The organism is Lactivibrio alcoholicus (genome assembly GCF_055390895.1).
Genome location: NZ_AP042471.1, coordinates 301,810 through 317,834 on the forward strand (window position 1 = coordinate 301,810; position 16,025 = coordinate 317,834).

Below are 16,025 nucleotides of genomic sequence, written 5' to 3' on the forward strand. Positions count from 1 at the left end.
CCGTTTCCCGTTTAGATAAACACCGGGTCGGTCGTCAGGGGCACCAAGGAAACCGTCTCCTCGCCCACTTGGTTGAGGACGGACTGCTCCCGGGCCAGCATGGCGCAGCGCACGGCGTCGATGACATGGTCGTTGCCCTTTGAGTAGACGATGCGCCCGTCGTGCAGCGTGTAGGTGTGGGTGGTGAACTGATCCTCGATCTCCAGGTCCTCGATGGGGAACACGAGCTGACGTCGCTGGAGCGCCCCGGTGATAAGGCTGGTCATGAATTCCTTGGTCCGCTTCCTGACCTCGTGGCCGTCGCGCACGGCCAGGGTGGTCATGCCCCCGAAGTCGTAACCGCGTAGCCGCCCCTGGAGAGCCAAGTCCTTGTACTTGTCCAGGGTCAGCAGTTCCTGCACGACGGCCATTCCGTTGCCGCCGTTGTCCACGCCGATGCCTGCGGCGGTGTAGTACCTGTCCAGGAGTGCGATGGTCTGGGCGATGTGCGGATAGGCCACATGCTCCATGCGAACCCGCAGAACCAGTTTGACGATCCTGCGCTCGGGCAGTTCGATCTCCTGGAAAACGACGATCTCCGTCGGGTCGTTGGTGTAGCCCAGGTCTCCGCCGATCCAGAAGACGCCGGTCCGCGGCATGAGATTGAGCAGCATCTCCAGGCGGTCGTGAGATTCCTCCTCGGTGGCGCAGCCGCGCAGTTCCTCGCCGGTGACGACGACCTTCTGGTACTCGACCACGTCCTGTCGGCAGAGATTGAGGTGTTCGATGTTGAACGCCCCGTAGGAAGGCTTGCCGTGTTCGCCGGCCACCTCGTGCTGCCAGCCCGCGCTGTCCCGCCCGCCGTAGAACTCCAGCAGCTCGGCCTCGCGCTCCTGGGTCCACGCCGGGTGCAGCCAGGAAGGCCAGCGGAACACCCGGAACTGGGTCGAGCCGGTCAAGCGGTAATAGGTCGTGTCACGCAGCCCGTTGGGCGTCGAATAGATGCGCAGTCTGCCGCCCGACTTCAGGCACTGGCGAAGGGCTTTCCAGGCCCGCTCGGTGAGCCACGCCCCTTCGTCCACCCAGACCCGGTCCACATGCAGTGAGCGGAAAGCGTCGCCGTAAGCCCCGGCGGGACGGAAGTAGAGGATCGCGCCGTTGGTGAATTCGAGCCGGAAGTAGGGTTTGCGGTGAATCTTGGGCTTGCCGTATTTGGTGAGAGCCACACTGACCATGAGGTCCGGGTTGGCGTCGAGCTGGAACTCGATCTCCTCGATCAGCGTGTCGAGATGCCCTTGGTGGGGCGCGGCGACGAGTCCCTGGCAGCCGCGGTTGGTGAAGGCGAAATGCAGGGCATCGGTGGTGATGCAGACGCTCTTGCCCACATCGCGCCCGTCGAGGTGGATGATATTCTTGTCCGGGCAGAGCAGGTCTTCCGCCTGGTGCGGCCAGTAGACCCGTTGTCCCCCGTCGCGGTTGCGCAGGTATCCCTGTCCCCAGAGGACCGGGTCCGCCAGGGTCTCCGCCAGTTTGCGCTCCTTGGCGGATATCCGGGCCATCAGGGCAGCCTCGACCTCAATGCCGACCCGAGGACCGTGCCGACGATCTCGGCCAGGATGTGCTGGACGGCGAGCATCCCTTCGCGGTCGCGGATCACCCCTTCGATATCAGCCGCGGCTTGATCGAGCTCCTCCCACTCGGGGTAAGCCTGCCGTGCGGTATCGAGCCGGGCCAGGGCATCGTCGATCTTCCCGGCAGCCAACTCCGCACCGATCTCGACCAGTTGCCGTCCAGCCTCGCGGACGGCCTCGCTGTTCCGTTCCAGGATTTCCTTCATTGCTTGTCCCCCTCCGGCGTTTTTTCCTGCCCCGATGCCCAACGGTCCAGGGCGTCCAATACCTCGGCCAACCGGTCACCGATGCCGGCCAGGCGCTCCCGGTCCGGGTGCTCCGCGTCGGCCAGGGCCTTGTTGGCCTCTGCCACGTACTCCGGCATGTAGCGGTTCGCCGTGTGAATGGCGTCCTGAATTCGCTGGGGCGGCCTGGCAGCGGCGCAACCCAACAGGGATGACGCCAGACTCGCCGCCAACAGCGCCTTCAGGATCGTTTCGACCTGTCTTCTCATGATTCCCCTCCCGGCCCGCCCGGGGCCTGATTGTTTCTCTGGAATGTGCATGGAACGCCTTGACTTCCGGCGCACACGAAGCCTGTATGTGAATGTGCGTAGAGCCTTGAATTACAAGGACTTGAGCCGTTTGAAAGGAGGTGCCGAATGTGCGTTTTCGACGCCGGGACCATCCGGTCCGGGAAACCTGAACTCAACAAACGAAAGGAGAACAAGTCATGAACGAGACCCTGCATCAGGCCGCCCAGGCCTATCTGGAACACCTGCGGACCCAGGGGAAGAAGGAGCGGACGCTCTACACCTACGGCAAGGACTTCGAGCAGATCGAGGCCTTCTTCGGTGCGGAGCGCAAGCTGTCCAGCGTCCTCATTCCGCACGTGGGAAAATTCTTCAAGTCCGATGCGCTGCTCAAGCTGCCCAACGGGCGGGAGCGGTCCGTGCCCACGGTCGAAAAGACCAAGCGGGTGCTCCGCATGTTTCTGATCTGGGCCAAGGATACCGGCCGCATCGACAAGCTGCCCCTGCCCAAGGACACGCCCATGGGCCGGAGCGCCAAGAAAGGAGGAGAGCGTAATGACGAACACGACGCCATCGAGTCTCCGGCTGCTGAGCAGTCCTGAGCCTTCCAGCGCGCGGCCCGGTTTCACCGACGCATTGGAAGCCTTCGGAAGGAGGCTCGCAGCCGAAGGGCGTTCGGAGAACACCATCAGCGCATACCTGCGCGACCTGTCGTACTTGTCAGAGGCGCTCCTCCGGAGGCATCCGGGAATCGTCCCGGAGGAGGTGACCAACGCCATGGTCGACGAGGCGTTGACCTCACCGGAGGTGACGACCTCGGCCGGGGGCGGCGTCCGCTCGCCGGCGTCCATGCACCGTTTCAAGGCGGCTGTCCGGTCGTTCTTCACCTGGGCCGAGCAGAACGGGATCGTCCGGGAGAATCCGGCCGGGTCGTTGACCCTTCGCAGGCTTCCCCGAACTCCGCCCAAGTTTCTGACCGAGGCCGAGAAGCGCCGTCTGCTCAAGGAACTTCGCGGCAGGGCATCCTCGCTGGCAGTCCGGGACCGCGTCATCATCGAGGTCTTCCTCGGGACCGGCATCCGGCTGCAGGAACTCGTCGACCTTGACATCGAGGACGTGGACCTCGACGCCAAGCATCTCCGCGTGCTCGCCAAGGGCTCCGTCCCGCAAGTGAAGTTTCTAAAGTCCACTCTGCGCTCCCTCCTGCGGAGTTACCTGGCCGAGCGCCGACGCCGGGGCGACGGCGAATGCCGGGCCATGTTCCTCTCCAACCGCGGGGAGCGGCTCTGCGAGCGGCAGGTGGCCAGGCGGCTCGAGTATTGGCTCCGGGCCGCGGGCATCGACAAGAAACTCAGTCCGCATGCGCTGCGGCATACCTTCGCCACCCACCTCTACAGCCGGACCGGAGATATCCTGGTGGTCCAGCGGGCCCTTGGGCACCGGGACCTGTCGACCACCCAGGTCTACACCCACCTTGTGGACGGCGCGCTGGAGGACGCCCTCGAGCGCCTCTGATCCGCCGCCGACCATGGAAGCCAAGCGGTCCACCCGGGCCGCTTTCCCGTTCCCGCCTTCGGACAGGCAATGACAGAGGAAAGAGACAGTCAGCCTACAGTCGCGTCCCCGAACACATCCGCAGGCAATGATGCGGGCAGCATCGGAGCCTTCGGGAGCCGGGCGGAAGCATTGATTGAGAGAACCTTCCGCCGACCGGCGGCTTCGGAATGTCAGAGAACACGTCTTATCCGACATTCCCAGGCCGGGGGTGGCCGCAAGTCCGCGTGTTTCGAGGGTCGCTGCATGGCGGGCGGTGGTGTTATCCGACCTCATTTCCGTCTTTTCCCTCTCGGGGTCGTTTTCCGGGCCGGTTTCTTCTGCGACTCCGCCAGCTTCTCAAGCAGAGCCGTGGCCCACTCAGCCGGCGTCGTCTCCGGTCCCTGGGATGCCTCGCCCTCACGGGCGATCTTGGTGGCCTTGAGGTCCTTGAGGTGACAGCGGATCATCCGGTCCAACCGCTCGGCGGCGTCCCAGTCGCCGGACTCCTGAGCGCGGCCCAGCTTGAGGAAGTAGACCGCCACCAGCTCGACCTGCATGAAGTCAGAGCTCTTGTTGAACACGAAGTCCTGGTAGAGCTGGCCGATGATGGCCTCGAAGAGCGGACGCTCCTCCGGAGAGAGAAAGCGGTCGGCGTAGATGCCGTGGCGCAGGCTGTTCTGGTTGCCAGGGACTGCGCCGCTGCCGGTCCGCGCCTTGGCCGTCTTGCGGACCTCCTGCTCGGACGCGGCGTTGCGGTGCCAGCGTTTGAGCTGACCCGCGTCGTGTTTTCCGATCCTGTCTTGGGCCTTGTTGTCTGCCATGATCACCGCATTTTTCGTTTCGGCATCTCGGGGTTCGGGGCGGAAGGCGAATTTCGCCCTCTTCAGGGGAAACCTCCTCGATACCTACCGGAGCGAATCGCGATGCGTCGGGATGGATTCCTCGCGGCTCTGAGCCACGATCTGGCGCACCCGGCGGGGTGTCACGCCGGACAACCGGGCAATTTCGCGGGTGGGCACGCCTTGTCCCTTGAGCGCCAACACGAGCTTGCGGCGCTCCTCGTAGAAGCCCACGTCACTCGGCACCCAGAGGAGACCGGTGAAATGCTGCCGGACGGTGTCGAGCACCTCGGACGGCAGGACATCCCTGGCATTGGCGTAGGGCCGTTTCATGTTTCCGGATTCGTTCTCTTGAGCCATGGTTGATCCACGTCGGGGTTGTGAAAACGAAGACGGTTCTCCCGCGGTGGCGGGCCGACGATCTCGATGTACTGCCGGGTCACTTCGCCGATGCGCTCGTTGTAGCCGACGAAACAGACGAGTCCGAAATCTTCGCCGCAGGGGAAGCGGAACCGTCCCCGGTTCTGATAGAGCCGCGCCTCGGACCAGCCGAGGGAGAGCACCTGGTCGCGGATGGCATCGACCTTGTCGATGGCCGATTGCGGGACCTTCTCCGTAAAACGCCACTCCCCGTCCTTGGGGTAAAGGTATTGCTCAATATCCGGCGCAGGGGGACATGCAACCGGAGAGACGGGTGCGGCACAAGCGGGACGACTCTGGGCTGCCGGGTCAATCGATGGCGGAGGATAGGTCTTGGGATCGAGGCTCCGAACGGCGGCGAGAATCTCGTTCTCACCGAAACGTGCGACAGCCCATGCATGGATGTCGTTGAAGCGGGTTCGCAATCCGTCGAAGGCGGCGGAATCGAGTCGTCCTGCCTCCAGCGCTTTTTTGGCCAGCGCCATCTTGTGCCGGAGCCAAGCGTAGTATTCCGGGTCCAGACGGCGATAGCAGATGCCGTCCATGCCCACGTCCCGCGCGAAGTATCGAGGTTTGTCGGTTTCCCAGGAGTCCAGATTCGTGGCCGCATAGAGGGCGGTGCCATCGGAAACGACGGTTTCCTGCGGATCGTTGCGCTCTGGTACATCGGCTGTCTCCGGCCTGGAGACATCGACCGATGGGTTGTTCGTATCGACCGGGGCCGATCCTCCGGCGGTCTGTTGCATCATGAGTTCGAGAAGGCTCACGTTCCCTGCTCCAATCGGGTGGTTTACGTTTCATGGGATACCTACCGGAGCGGGGTCCGTGCCGTCGGGATGCGAAGGTGCGAAGGTCGATGAATGCGGCTCGAACCTTCGCAGGAGCCTTCGCAGTGCTGTAGATGATTGATATTGCTGTTAGATATGAAGAAGGAAAGAGAAGGTGCGAAGGGTACCGGGAGAATCACTCCCGTGCGGACCGAAAAAACAATCGGTGGTCCGTCGGGAGACACGGGGTCACGGCATGCGGTATTTTTTTCTGAGTAAGGGGGGTGAACCCCTGAAACCCTTCGCACCTTCGCAGTGTCGGCGCAACAGCTTGATATGACGAGGTATACGGGCGCGAAGGTCCTTCGCGGTTTGCGAAGGGTACCCTTCGCACAGGGGAGCGGCATCAGGGGAAAGGATCAGACGAGGTAGGTGATGTCGTAGGTGGCGGTGCGCCGGACGGAATGCTCCGACCGGTTGACGGCGATCTCGAACCCGGCTTGTCGGATGGTGTCCAGGTCGTTCGAGAAGCGTTGGGCGAACTGCTGCACTGAGTTCATGCTGAAGGACAGGCCGAAATCCTTGGACAGCCGTTTGACGGCCACGAACAGGTCGCGGGCCAAAGCGCCCTCGACGGTCGTCTCGTTCCGGAAATCGATCTGGTAGCGTTCGAGGAAGGCCGCCTTGTTGGTCTTGGCGACGTTCAGTGCGGTGCTCTCCCGGTCCGCTTCGAGCGCGTGCCGGTAGGCCTTGAAGAGCGCCGCCAGGCAGGTGGCGATGGGATTGGACTCGCGGGCGGTCTCGAGGCTGACGCTGTTGAGCGTGGCGATCCGGCTCACGAACTGCGGATGGAGTTCTTCCAGCGCCCGGTCGATCACATCCTGATGCTCACCGGCGAGCATCATCAGATACATGAGGCTCAGGTAGTCGTTGCATCGCCGCTTGCTGTGGTTTCCGAGGCTTCGGTGCAGAAGCCGCATCACCTTCTCTTGAGCGCCGGCCCGGAGCATGGCCAGCAGGTGGCTCGTGCGCTTCATCAGGGAAGAGACGATCAGATCGCGGTGCTCCCGGAGCGCGGCCAGGATTTTGGCCTCGAGGAAACAGTCGCTTGCCTGCTCGTCCATATCGAAGCGGATGATGAACGAGCGGGACAGGATTTCGGCGAGTTCCCCTCCCAGTGGTTCGATGCCCGTGGTGTTGAGCAGGCACTTGGTCCGCTCGATGACCGTCTCGGTGTCCGTGCCGCTCTTGCGCTTTTCCTTGGCGATGCCGGTGATGCTGGTCAGGATGAAGGTCGTCAGATCCTCGGTCATCTGTTTGACCTCGATGTTGTCGAGGACGATGAGCGGGTTCTGCGAGCCGTCGGTGTAGTTGGCCGCATCGGTGCTTTTCTTCTGTTGGGGCTCGCCATAGAGCAGGGCCGAAATCAGTTTGCTCGCGGTGGTCTTGCCCGAGCCCGCGGGACCCTCGAACCGGGTCATGGGCCTCGTGCCGGCGAAATCGATCAGGAGAAAGCAGGAAAGCCATGAGAGGATCAGCACCCGATCCCCTGGTGCGCAGGTGAGATTGTCGAGCAGCAGCTCCACCAGGAGCCGGTCGGCTTCCGCGGGATCGGCGTCGGCAAGGAAGCGGATCGGTGCCATCTTCCGCGAACCGTCCAGGATGACCCCGTCCGCGTTGCCGCCGTTCTTGAGGATTTCGACTCCCTCCGGAGTGATCTTGGCGATCTCGTGGTCGGTGTTGTTCAGGTTGAAGTAGACCGTTTCCCTGGCCACGTCCGTGTGAAGCCAGGAAAAATGCTCCCGCACCTGTCCGCGCTCCACCGCCAGGTTTGACAGCACCTCGTAAAACGTGCGGCCGCCGCCGGTGGTCTGCACCATCCCGGTGTGCTTGTACATGAGCGACGCGTAGAGCCGCTTGCGGCCGCGGTCCGGCGTATCCATCCACAAGATCGCGTCTTCGAAGAACATGAACGGCTCGCCCTGGGGCGTGCGGAAGAACCGGGCCCCATGGGCCGCGAACCAATCGTAGGCGGCCTCGGCGGCCAGCGAGAAATCGGGCGCGCCGCGCTCCTCTTCGGTGGCGAGCAGCACCTCCTCGATGCGCGCCCGGCACGATCCGGGAGATGCATCCGATGAGCGCTTTTCCCGCTTTCGTTCCTGCCTGGCCTGGGACCTCTGCTCTTTCTTCACCGCCCGTACTTGGTCGCGCAGCGTGGCCAGCGAGAGTCCCGTTTTGCCGTACCGCTCCTGAACGAGTTTCAGATGGCGGTTCTGCTCAAGCGGGGTGAGGTATGCGGCTTCGCGCAGAATCGGTTCGAGCAGCCGGTTGCGCTCCTCCTCCGAGACGTCAGTCGGCAGATGGGAGATCCCGAATTCCAGGGGCGTCTCGGCCTTCGCCAGCAGATCTTCGAAGTCTTGGGCCGAGTGACCCGCCACGAAGAAGTCGTTGACGTCGATTTTGGCTTCGGAGAGCAGGCGCTCGGCCTCGCGGATTTCCTCCGTGGTCCTGCCAACAAGACGCTTGGTCAGCTCGCGGGCACCCACGGCGGCGTCAAGAGCAAACCGCTCCCGTAACTCCCGGCGTGCGTTCTCGCGTTTTTCATCCAGGGGGAGAACCGCAAGCCGAGTTTGTATGCGATGCTCCGAAAGAACCGCTGCCGTCTTGAGCGCGCCGTTCAACCCGGCCTGAGAGATCTCGTTATCCTGGCAGATGTAGACCGTCTTCACGTTGCGAAGACGCGGCAGCAGCCGCTCCCAATCCGCCTCGCGGATACGGACGGTCACCGGCGACACCGCCGGGAAGCCATGCTCCATAAGCGAGATGCAGTCGGTTACGCCCTCGGTGATGATCAACCGCTCCGGGTCGGCGAGCAGACAGTCCTCGTTGTAGAGATGACTGTTGTCGATGCACGGTGCGATGTGCTTGCGGGTGTTTTCGTCGTGGACCGGGAGCTTCTTGTATTTTCCTTGTTCCCATGGCTTGTCAGGCGTCCACGGGGTCTTGCGGCCGATCATGAAAACGACGCGTCCGCGACTCCAGTAGGGAAACACGATGCGCCGGTCGAAGAACGGATCGAGTCCGTCTTGGTTGGTGGGACGGAACGCGCCGGACGCGGCCAAGTCCCGCGGGGAAAAACCGCGTTCCTTGCAGGTCAACTTCCGGACGATTCCCTCGTCGCCGTCGTTGTCCGCATAGCCGATGAGGAGCCTGTCGACCGTCTCAGCGGACAGGCCGTACTTGGACCGGAGCCATTCAAGGATTTCGGGATTGTCCTTTAGCAGTCCGTGATAGTGTTCCGCCAGGGCTGTCAGCACATCGTGGACCCGCAGTTCGACCAGGCGCTGGGCCTCCGCTTCCGCCAGTTCCTCGGGCGAGAGTCCGTGCTTGGCCAAAGACGGCAACCCAGCCTTGGCCGCGAGGAAATTGCGGGCATGCTGATGGCTCTCCGGCATGGGGCCGGACCGGCCTCGCGTCACCTGGCCCGACTGGATGAACTCCACGAGCTGGAGCACGTCGCCGCCGACGCCGCAGCCGAAGCAATACCAACCCTGCTTGTCGAGCATGATATGAAGGGACCGGTGCGACTGGCTGCTGTGGTTCGGGCAGTCGCATTGGAGCAGGCGGTCGGATTCATGCAGGACGTGAGCGCCGAGCAGCTCCCGCGCGACCGTACCGATGTCGACCTCGGTGATCCGCCGGTAATACTCCCTCACGTTGTCCTGACGTTCGAATGCCATGCGCGCTCCGCTCCAAGAATGTCCATTCGCTACCGACCGGTCGTCGCGGGAACACGGGATTCCTCAAGGCGACCTGCATCCAGCAGGAGGGAGAGGAACGTTCGGCGGTCGTCCTGTTTCCGCTTTCTGGCGCAGTTCGAGATGCCCCAGCGGTCCCCGACGAGGACCGTCGTCTGTCTGGCCCGCGTGACGCCGGTGTAGAGAAGGTTCCTGTGATGCATGAAGGAGTGGGCCTTGTGGACCACCACCACGGCGCATGGAAACTCGGAGCCCTGGGCCTTGTGGATCGTCAGGGCATAGGCGAGTTGGATGTCCTGCAGGTTGGGTGAACCGGCCTCTATCTCCACCGGGATGCCATCGAAGTCCACGCTCAGGGAACCGTCTCGGCCGACGTGGAGCACTACGCCCATCGCGCCGTTCATGACGCCGATCTCGTAGTTGTTCCGGGTCTGGATGACCTTGTCATGCACGAGAAACTTGGGCCTGCGGCCCGGGGGCGTCGGGGGCGCTTCGACATTCCACAGTCTGCGCTGCACCAGACGCTGCAGCTCGCAGTTGAGATCGCGTGTGCCCAGCGGGCCCTTGTGGGTCGGGGTCAGGAGCTGGACATCGGTCAACAGGTCGAACCCGAGGCGATCCACGAGCACATTTTCGAAGAGGTCCAGTACGAACCGCTGCGCGTCCCATTGATCGGTGAACTGATCCACCACGTACCAGGCGCGGCGGCCGGATGGTTCGGCGTCGCTCGTCTTGCGGACCTCGCCGTTCAAGACGGCGATGCTGTTCTCCTTCAGAATGCCGGCTTGCCGTACCACCTGGTCGAGGAGCACCGTGGGAACCATCCGCGACTGGACCAAGTCCCGCAACAGATTGCCCGGTCCGACGGGAGGCAGTTGGTTGTGGTCTCCAACCAGCACCACGGCGGTCCGCTCGAGATCGATGCTCTGGAAGAGATGCCAGGCCAGGGGCACATCCACCATCGAGACCTCGTCGACGATGATCACGTCGGCGGCGATGGGATCGTCCGGTCCCCGGGCGTAGTCTTTGCCGTTGAAACCCAGCAGCCGGTGGATCGTACCCGCCGGATGGCCGACGACCTGTTCGAGACGCTTGGCGGCCTTGCCCGTGGGCGCAGCCAGAACGACGCTCAGTCCCTGTTCTTCGTAGACGCCGGTGATGGCGGATACGGTGAAGGTCTTGCCGCTGCCCGCTCCGCCGGAGATGAGCGAAATCGAATGACGAAGTGCGGTGACGGCGGCCTGCCGCTGGCCCGCGTTGAGCTGCGGCGCGGATTCCGCGACCATGTCGGGAAGACGGTCTTGGTCGGGGAAATGCGGGTTGGGCGCTCCGCCGTTCCGGAAGACCTTTGCCAGGTACTCCTCCATCGCGCGGATTTCTGGCTTGGCGACGATGAACCTCCCGCCGTGGGAGACGCAGACCAGGGCTTTCTCGTCGATGAGCCGGTCGAGCGCCTGCTCGATGCGGTCGCGGCTGTCGAGGACGTCCATGACCAGCAGCACGTTGGCTTGGTCGACCAACTCCTCGAACTCGATCCAGCAGTCGCCTTGATCCAGCGATTCGTTCACGCAGTGGAGAACACCGGCCCGGATACGCGCAGGGTCGTCTTTGGCGGTGCCCATCTTCCTGGCGATCTTGTCCACGCGTTTGAAGCCGAAGCCGCGGACCTCGCGCACGATGATGTAGGGATCTGCCTTGAGCAGGCCCAACGCGTCGTTGCCGAATTTTTTGACCAGGCTCGTCACCTGGTGATGGGTGAGATCGAAAGCGGCCAGCCAGGTGATCGCTTTGTTGGTCTCCCGCGTCTTGAGCCACTCCACGCGGAGCTTCTGTACGGCATCCGGCGACAGCCTTGCAGCCTCGGCGATTTGTCCGGGATCGTCGGTGATGATCCGGTCGAAATCATGACCGAAGCGTTCGGCGATCAGACGGGCTTTGACCGGGCCGATGCCCTTCATTTCCGGGTGGTTCGCCAGGTAGTTGGCGAGACCGTCGGCGTCCAGATCGAGGTCGTATTCCATGCCCTCGACCTCGAATTGTCGGCCGTATTTCGGGTGGGTCACCCAGCGGCCGTTCAACACGACCGGTTCGTTCTCACGGGCGAAGAGCCGCCCGGCGAACTGCACCTCGTCGCCGTCGGCCGTCATGAGACGGCCTGCGGAAAACCGCGGCCCGGCGTAGAAGACCGCCTCGATGCGGCCGCGGACGGTTACGGATTGGTTGTTCGATCTTGTTCGCATCGTCTCGATACCTTCCGGTGATACCTGTGTAGAAATTCCTCCACGAACCGGCAGGCAGCCTGCCGGTCGGAGCAGAAAAACACCGGGATGCCGAAATCGACGACGATGGAAAGCAGTGCGCCCAGGACGGCGTTGGGATGCGCCCCGGAGCGGTAGCGGCCGCCGAGAATGTCCCGGAGGTCCGCTTCCACCACGACGCATGCGGCGTCGTACTCGCAGAGACGGCGCAGCTCCCTGGTGAACCGCTTGCGGGAACGGATGACGGTGGAGACGAAATCCTCGAGAGTCTTTCGCTCCACCGCCACGGAATCCTCAAGCCCCTCGACGGAGTAATCCCCGGCGGGGAGGGCGCGGCGGACGACCTCCGTGCAACCGGATTCGAAGGTGTAGGGTTCCTGCTCCCGTGTGTCGACGACGACGGTGACCCGGTTCACGTCAGAACGGGGCCAGGGCGTTGCGCGCCGCCGAGTCGTATTCGTCTCCGCCGTCTTCGAGCACGATGCGCCGGTTGATGTACACGTTCTCGTTCTCGCCGCGCGTGCGCTTGGTGATCTCGAGCTTGACGTTGATGAGCTTCTCCAGGTTGGCCGGAAGCTCGGAGAGCTTGTCCAGGTTCAACCCGCAGGTGTGCAGGTCCGTCTTGAGCCACTTGATGTTTTCGCGGGTGGCCATGACGTTGTTGCGCCACAGGAGCCTGCCCCGGAACTTCGGGGCGAGGATTCGCAGCGTCCACTTGAGCATGGGGTTTCCCGAGGTCTGGGCCCGGGTCAGTTCCATCCGCTCGACGTTCACCTGGTACTTGCCGTCCGGGATGGTCTCGAACTCGCGTTCTTCGACCTCGGCATGCGCGAAATCGTCGTCGAACTGTGCGAGGTCAATGTCCTCGGTGCCGCGGGGCTCGTCGAAATGTCCGTAGTCTTCGTTCTGCATTGTCTGTTCCTCCATCTATGGGGTTTATTTACCGGCGGGTGCGGGCTTCTTGTCCTGCCCATCCCCCGGTGCCGGCACCGACCGCGGGGCACTCGCCCTCGGCGCGGCCGCCGGCCTGTTGAATGCTTCAATGAAAGCCTGGAAATTGAGGTCGATGGTTTCGGGAAGCCGTCCCGTGCGGTCGCCCGCCTCGTAATGCGGGCTGGGCTTGGTGCGCATGACGCGACGGTAGACCGGTTTGCCGCTCTCGTCGGTCGTCACTTCCAGGTCGCAGAAGAGGATCAGGTCGACCATGCCCAGCACGATCTTTCGGGCCTTGTCGGGGAGCGTCGGGATGATGCGGATGTACTTGCCGGTCCGCGTCTCGATTTCTTTTTCCTGGGAGTGGGAGACCAGGAAGAGTCCGTAGGGCAGGAAGGCCAGCTTGGTCAGGACACGGTGAAACTCGTTATTGATCAGCGCCCAGCCCTTGCCGTAGCCGAGATCGGACTCGTGTTCGATCTTGAACTTCGTGCAGATGTAATCGCTGCACATCCGGTAGGCGTTGTCGACCGTGTCGAGAATGACGGTCTTGTAAGGATGCTTGCCCTCGGCGATTTCGCCGCAGGCGGTAAGCAACTCTTCCCAGCTCCTGATGGGTACCTGGAAGACATCCAGCGAATTCAGCCCCGGTTCGGTGGCGAGAAACAGCGCGCCTTCGGACCGGGAACACCAGGTCGATTTGCCTATCTTGCTCGGGCCGTATACCAGCACCGTGAGATCGGCGTGATCCTGCTTGGGGGGACTTTTCTTCGTAGGCAACATGTCGGTTCTCCTTTTCTATGGGGTCCTCAAAAAGCCGAAGCCTCTTCGAACGAGGTCTCGTCCCGCAGCTCTTCGTGCGGGGGGACTTTGCGGTAAAAGTTCTCGATGACGTTCGGGCTGCCGTCGGCGCGGCAGAGCGGGAAATAGGCGCAGGACCGGCGGTAGTGGAAACAGAAGGCGGTGTTCTGGTAGAAGACGCCGCGTCGGCGCGCGTCGAGAAAGGCCTGGGTCAGTTCCCAGAGTTCGGACTGCAGGTTCTCGAACCGGTCACGGGAGAGATAAAGCATCTCCCGGTGGAACATGCCCGGCTCGGTGTATTTGGCGGCCAGCCGCTCCTGAAACTCGTCGTCGCTTTCCGGAAGCCTGCGCTTGGCGCTGCTCTTGCCGGTCTTGGACTTGGCGATCAGATCGGCCCGCCGCGCCTCGAACTCGGCCTCGGTTTCACCGCGTCCCTGTTGCAGACGGGCCTTGACCAGGATGTTGTAGAGGACGCCCGCGATGCGGATGCCGAGCGTCTGTTCCACGTAGCGGGAGTAGAGGACGATCTGGAAGTCGGTCCAGAGCCGCTCCAGGTAGTCCGCATCCACCTGCGAGGCGGTTTTGTGCTCGATCAGAAAATGTTCGTCGCCGATCCGGACGACGCCGTCCACCTTTCCGGCCAGCACGAAGCTTCGGGATGAAGCGCCGGTGGCCGGGTTGACGATGCCCCCCTCGAAGGTCTTTTCGAGGGAGATGACATCGAACTCCTCGCTCGCATAGCAGGCCGTGTAGCCTTTCATCATCGCCGCGGCCAGATGCCATTCCCGCTTCTGGTCCTCCTCTTGTGCGCGGTTGGGGTAGGTCCGGTCGATGAAATCGAGGACGAGTCCCAGGTCCCTGCCGCCGTGCCAGATCTCCAGGCACTTATGGATCACCGTGCCGAAGGCCAGGTTGTGGTCCCCTTCCAGGGGAACCAGTTCCTGGATGTAGCGCCACTCGCATGCCTTGCGGCAGTTGCGGAACAGGCTCCACATCGAATAGGTGGTCGTTTTCGTTTCCATCACGCGGCCCCCGTGGCTTTGAGTTCGGGGCCGACGGGCGGAGGACCGCCCACTCGTTCGACCTTGAAGGCCTCTTCGCCGAACTCTCGGGTGAGAAAACCGGTGAAGATGCGGGCGATGGCGCGGCCGACTTCGGTCGCCGCATCCACGATGCAGGAGCGCTTGCGCGAATCCAGGCAGAAGGACGCGTCCAGCCGTACGAGCGATCGGCCGTGAAGGCTCTCGGCGGCGAGCACCGCCAGGAGCAGGGACTCCTCGACGTCCCGGATCGGGACCTTGGAGTCGAAGTTGTATCGGTAAAGTTCTCGGTTCATGATCTTGCCTCCATTCCGTTCAGTAAGGTCTGTTGGAGGGCGCGCCCGGGCCGGATGCTTTCGGCGACCTCTCGGACGCCTTCCATGCATCCGACCCGGTCAATACCTACCGGAGGCGGACCCGGACCGTCGGACGATCAGAGGTAGTCCCTCAGTCCGGCGTCTTCGAAGATCGCGCGCAGCTTGTTGATGGACTCGTAGATCGTCCCCCGCGGAATCCCGGTGTCGCGGGAGATCTCCGTGACGGTGTCGGTATCGAGACGCTTGCACAGTTCACGCAGCTCGGGCGGAAGCTTCTCGATTGCCTTGCGAACGTCGAGGGAGAGATCGCGCAACTCGGAGGCAGGGCGTGAAAGTCTGCCCGTGCGGCGCAGGTAATCCTCCTGATCGATGGTCTCCATGCGCTCGACGGAGCCGCCTTCCTCGTCTTCCAAGCGGTCGTTGAGCGAACAATTGCAGAGCCGGTAATCCCGCAGTCCGGCCTTCCGCGCCTCGATGATGGTGGCGATCTTGTGTTCCACCACGCGGGCGATGAAGGTGTTGCGCTGGGCGCGGTCGGGGTCGTACTTGGGCAGGCGTTGGAGCAGGTCCATCAGCATCTCCTGCTCCAGGTCCTCGCGGTCAGACTCGGTGAAGCCCACCCGTCCGACCAGTTGTCTCGCCTTGTACTTGATGATCTGAACGGCATACTCGTCGATTCCTTCGTAGCGTTTGTCGAAACCCATCTGAGCCTCCTCGGGGCCGAGGAGGAGCTCGTGTGGGTGTCGATCAATGCCGGGACGACCGCTCTAAACGATGCGAGCGGAGGTGTTGCGAGTACGCCGGTATCGGCGACACCCACAACGACCTCCGCTCTGCGGCCAGTCTGTTGTCTGGTGATGGACCGTGCTCTATGGCCGGGTCTGAATCAGACCCGGACCGCGTCCGCCACGGTCATGCGGACGGGCAATCCGTTGTCGATCATGAGTTCCTGGATCGAGAGCGAACGCTCCCGGTCGAAGACCTCGAACAGCTCCGCCACCTTCTTTTTCAGAGCGAAGCCGTCGTTGCCGCGGGATTCGTTCGGCCCGTTGTCCTTTCCGAACAAGAACAGCCGCAGCACGGTGGGCGGGGGATCGAAGACCGGCTCGCCGTCTTGGACGCCCAGTCCCTCGATCCGTCCGTAGTTGATCTCCTGCATCAGCTCGACCAGGCGTTTCCTGGCAGGAGTCAGGGCCGCCTTTGTCACGACATCCGTCATACCGGACCTCCTTTCG

The 16,025-nt window shown here is 63.0% G+C and carries 17 protein-coding genes; 2 read left to right on the forward strand and 15 right to left on the reverse strand.

Annotated features, from left to right (window positions below):
- Positions 1-11 precede the first annotated feature (11 nt).
- Genes ACZ5IU_RS01485 through ACZ5IU_RS01495 form a run of 3 tightly spaced genes read right to left on the reverse strand, consistent with a single transcriptional unit; the run spans position 12 to position 2,103 of the window.
- Entirely contained in the window at positions 12-1,538 is a 1,527-nt protein-coding gene (locus ACZ5IU_RS01485) for a terminase large subunit domain-containing protein (protein ID WP_464419809.1), read from the reverse strand.
- Positions 1,538-1,816, reverse strand: coding sequence for a hypothetical protein (locus ACZ5IU_RS01490; protein ID WP_464419811.1), 279 nt, complete (start codon positions 1,814-1,816; stop codon positions 1,538-1,540). The genes ACZ5IU_RS01485 and ACZ5IU_RS01490 overlap by 1 nt, the downstream gene beginning before the upstream one ends.
- Positions 1,813-2,103 carry a hypothetical protein gene (locus ACZ5IU_RS01495; RefSeq protein ID WP_464419813.1) on the reverse strand — a complete coding sequence of 97 codons (291 nt, stop codon included), beginning with the start codon at positions 2,101-2,103 and terminating at the stop codon, positions 1,813-1,815. The genes ACZ5IU_RS01490 and ACZ5IU_RS01495 overlap by 4 nt, the downstream gene beginning before the upstream one ends.
- A gap of 218 nt (positions 2,104-2,321) precedes the next feature.
- On the opposite strand from ACZ5IU_RS01495, the gene ACZ5IU_RS01500 reads away from it, so the two are divergent.
- Together ACZ5IU_RS01500 and ACZ5IU_RS01505 are read left to right on the forward strand one after the other, a co-directional pair.
- Positions 2,322-2,723: a hypothetical protein gene (locus ACZ5IU_RS01500; protein ID WP_464419815.1), complete on the forward strand. Its 402-nt coding sequence runs from the start codon at positions 2,322-2,324 to the stop codon at positions 2,721-2,723.
- On the forward strand, positions 2,677-3,636 hold the full coding sequence (locus tag ACZ5IU_RS01505) for a tyrosine-type recombinase/integrase (protein WP_464419817.1): 960 nt from the start codon (positions 2,677-2,679) through the stop codon (positions 3,634-3,636). The genes ACZ5IU_RS01500 and ACZ5IU_RS01505 overlap by 47 nt, the downstream gene beginning before the upstream one ends.
- 311 nt (positions 3,637-3,947) lie before the next feature.
- Here the strand turns inward: ACZ5IU_RS01505 and ACZ5IU_RS01510 are convergent, their stop codons facing one another.
- The 12 genes from ACZ5IU_RS01510 to ACZ5IU_RS01565 all read right to left on the reverse strand — a co-directional run bounded on the left by ACZ5IU_RS01510 (position 3,948) and on the right by ACZ5IU_RS01565 (position 16,009).
- Positions 3,948-4,478 (reverse strand): hypothetical protein, encoded by a 531-nt coding sequence (locus ACZ5IU_RS01510; protein WP_464419819.1) that lies wholly within the window; start codon positions 4,476-4,478, stop codon positions 3,948-3,950.
- A gap of 84 nt (positions 4,479-4,562) precedes the next feature.
- The gene (locus tag ACZ5IU_RS01515) at positions 4,563-4,829 is read right to left on the reverse strand and encodes a helix-turn-helix domain-containing protein (RefSeq protein WP_464419821.1); all 267 of its coding nucleotides are present in this window, start codon (positions 4,827-4,829) and stop codon (positions 4,563-4,565) included.
- Positions 4,826-5,683 carry a hypothetical protein gene (locus ACZ5IU_RS01520; RefSeq protein WP_464419823.1) on the reverse strand — a complete coding sequence of 286 codons (858 nt, stop codon included), beginning with the start codon at positions 5,681-5,683 and terminating at the stop codon, positions 4,826-4,828. Before ACZ5IU_RS01520 ends, ACZ5IU_RS01515 begins: the two co-directional genes overlap by 4 nt.
- A 419-nt stretch (positions 5,684-6,102) precedes the next feature.
- On the reverse strand, positions 6,103-9,423 hold the full coding sequence (locus ACZ5IU_RS01525; RefSeq protein WP_464419825.1) for a CHC2 zinc finger domain-containing protein: 3,321 nt from the start codon (positions 9,421-9,423) through the stop codon (positions 6,103-6,105).
- Between the two features lie 29 nt (positions 9,424-9,452).
- On the reverse strand, positions 9,453-11,681 hold the full coding sequence (recD2, locus tag ACZ5IU_RS01530; protein ID WP_464419827.1) for an SF1B family DNA helicase RecD2: 2,229 nt from the start codon (positions 11,679-11,681) through the stop codon (positions 9,453-9,455).
- Entirely contained in the window at positions 11,651-12,115 is a 465-nt protein-coding gene (locus tag ACZ5IU_RS01535) for an ERCC4 domain-containing protein (RefSeq protein ID WP_464419829.1), read from the reverse strand. The genes recD2 and ACZ5IU_RS01535 overlap by 31 nt, the downstream gene beginning before the upstream one ends.
- Before the next feature lies 1 nt (position 12,116).
- A complete protein-coding gene (locus tag ACZ5IU_RS01540; protein ID WP_464419831.1) occupies positions 12,117-12,611 on the reverse strand; it encodes a DUF669 domain-containing protein in 495 nt (164 codons plus the stop codon).
- 24 nt (positions 12,612-12,635) lie between these two features.
- Complete coding sequence (locus tag ACZ5IU_RS01545) at positions 12,636-13,415, reverse strand: ATP-binding protein (RefSeq protein ID WP_464419833.1); 780 nt, start codon at positions 13,413-13,415, stop codon at positions 12,636-12,638.
- 26 nt (positions 13,416-13,441) lie between these two features.
- The gene (locus ACZ5IU_RS01550; protein WP_464419835.1) at positions 13,442-14,455 is read right to left on the reverse strand and encodes a PD-(D/E)XK nuclease family protein; all 1,014 of its coding nucleotides are present in this window, start codon (positions 14,453-14,455) and stop codon (positions 13,442-13,444) included.
- A complete protein-coding gene (locus tag ACZ5IU_RS01555; protein WP_464419837.1) occupies positions 14,455-14,769 on the reverse strand; it encodes a hypothetical protein in 315 nt (104 codons plus the stop codon). The genes ACZ5IU_RS01550 and ACZ5IU_RS01555 overlap by 1 nt, the downstream gene beginning before the upstream one ends.
- Before the next feature lie 137 nt (positions 14,770-14,906).
- Positions 14,907-15,494 carry a sigma factor gene (locus ACZ5IU_RS01560; protein WP_464419839.1) on the reverse strand — a complete coding sequence of 196 codons (588 nt, stop codon included), beginning with the start codon at positions 15,492-15,494 and terminating at the stop codon, positions 14,907-14,909.
- A gap of 182 nt (positions 15,495-15,676) precedes the next feature.
- Positions 15,677-16,009 carry a hypothetical protein gene (locus ACZ5IU_RS01565; RefSeq protein WP_464419841.1) on the reverse strand — a complete coding sequence of 111 codons (333 nt, stop codon included), beginning with the start codon at positions 16,007-16,009 and terminating at the stop codon, positions 15,677-15,679.
- Positions 16,010-16,025: the final 16 nt, after the last annotated feature.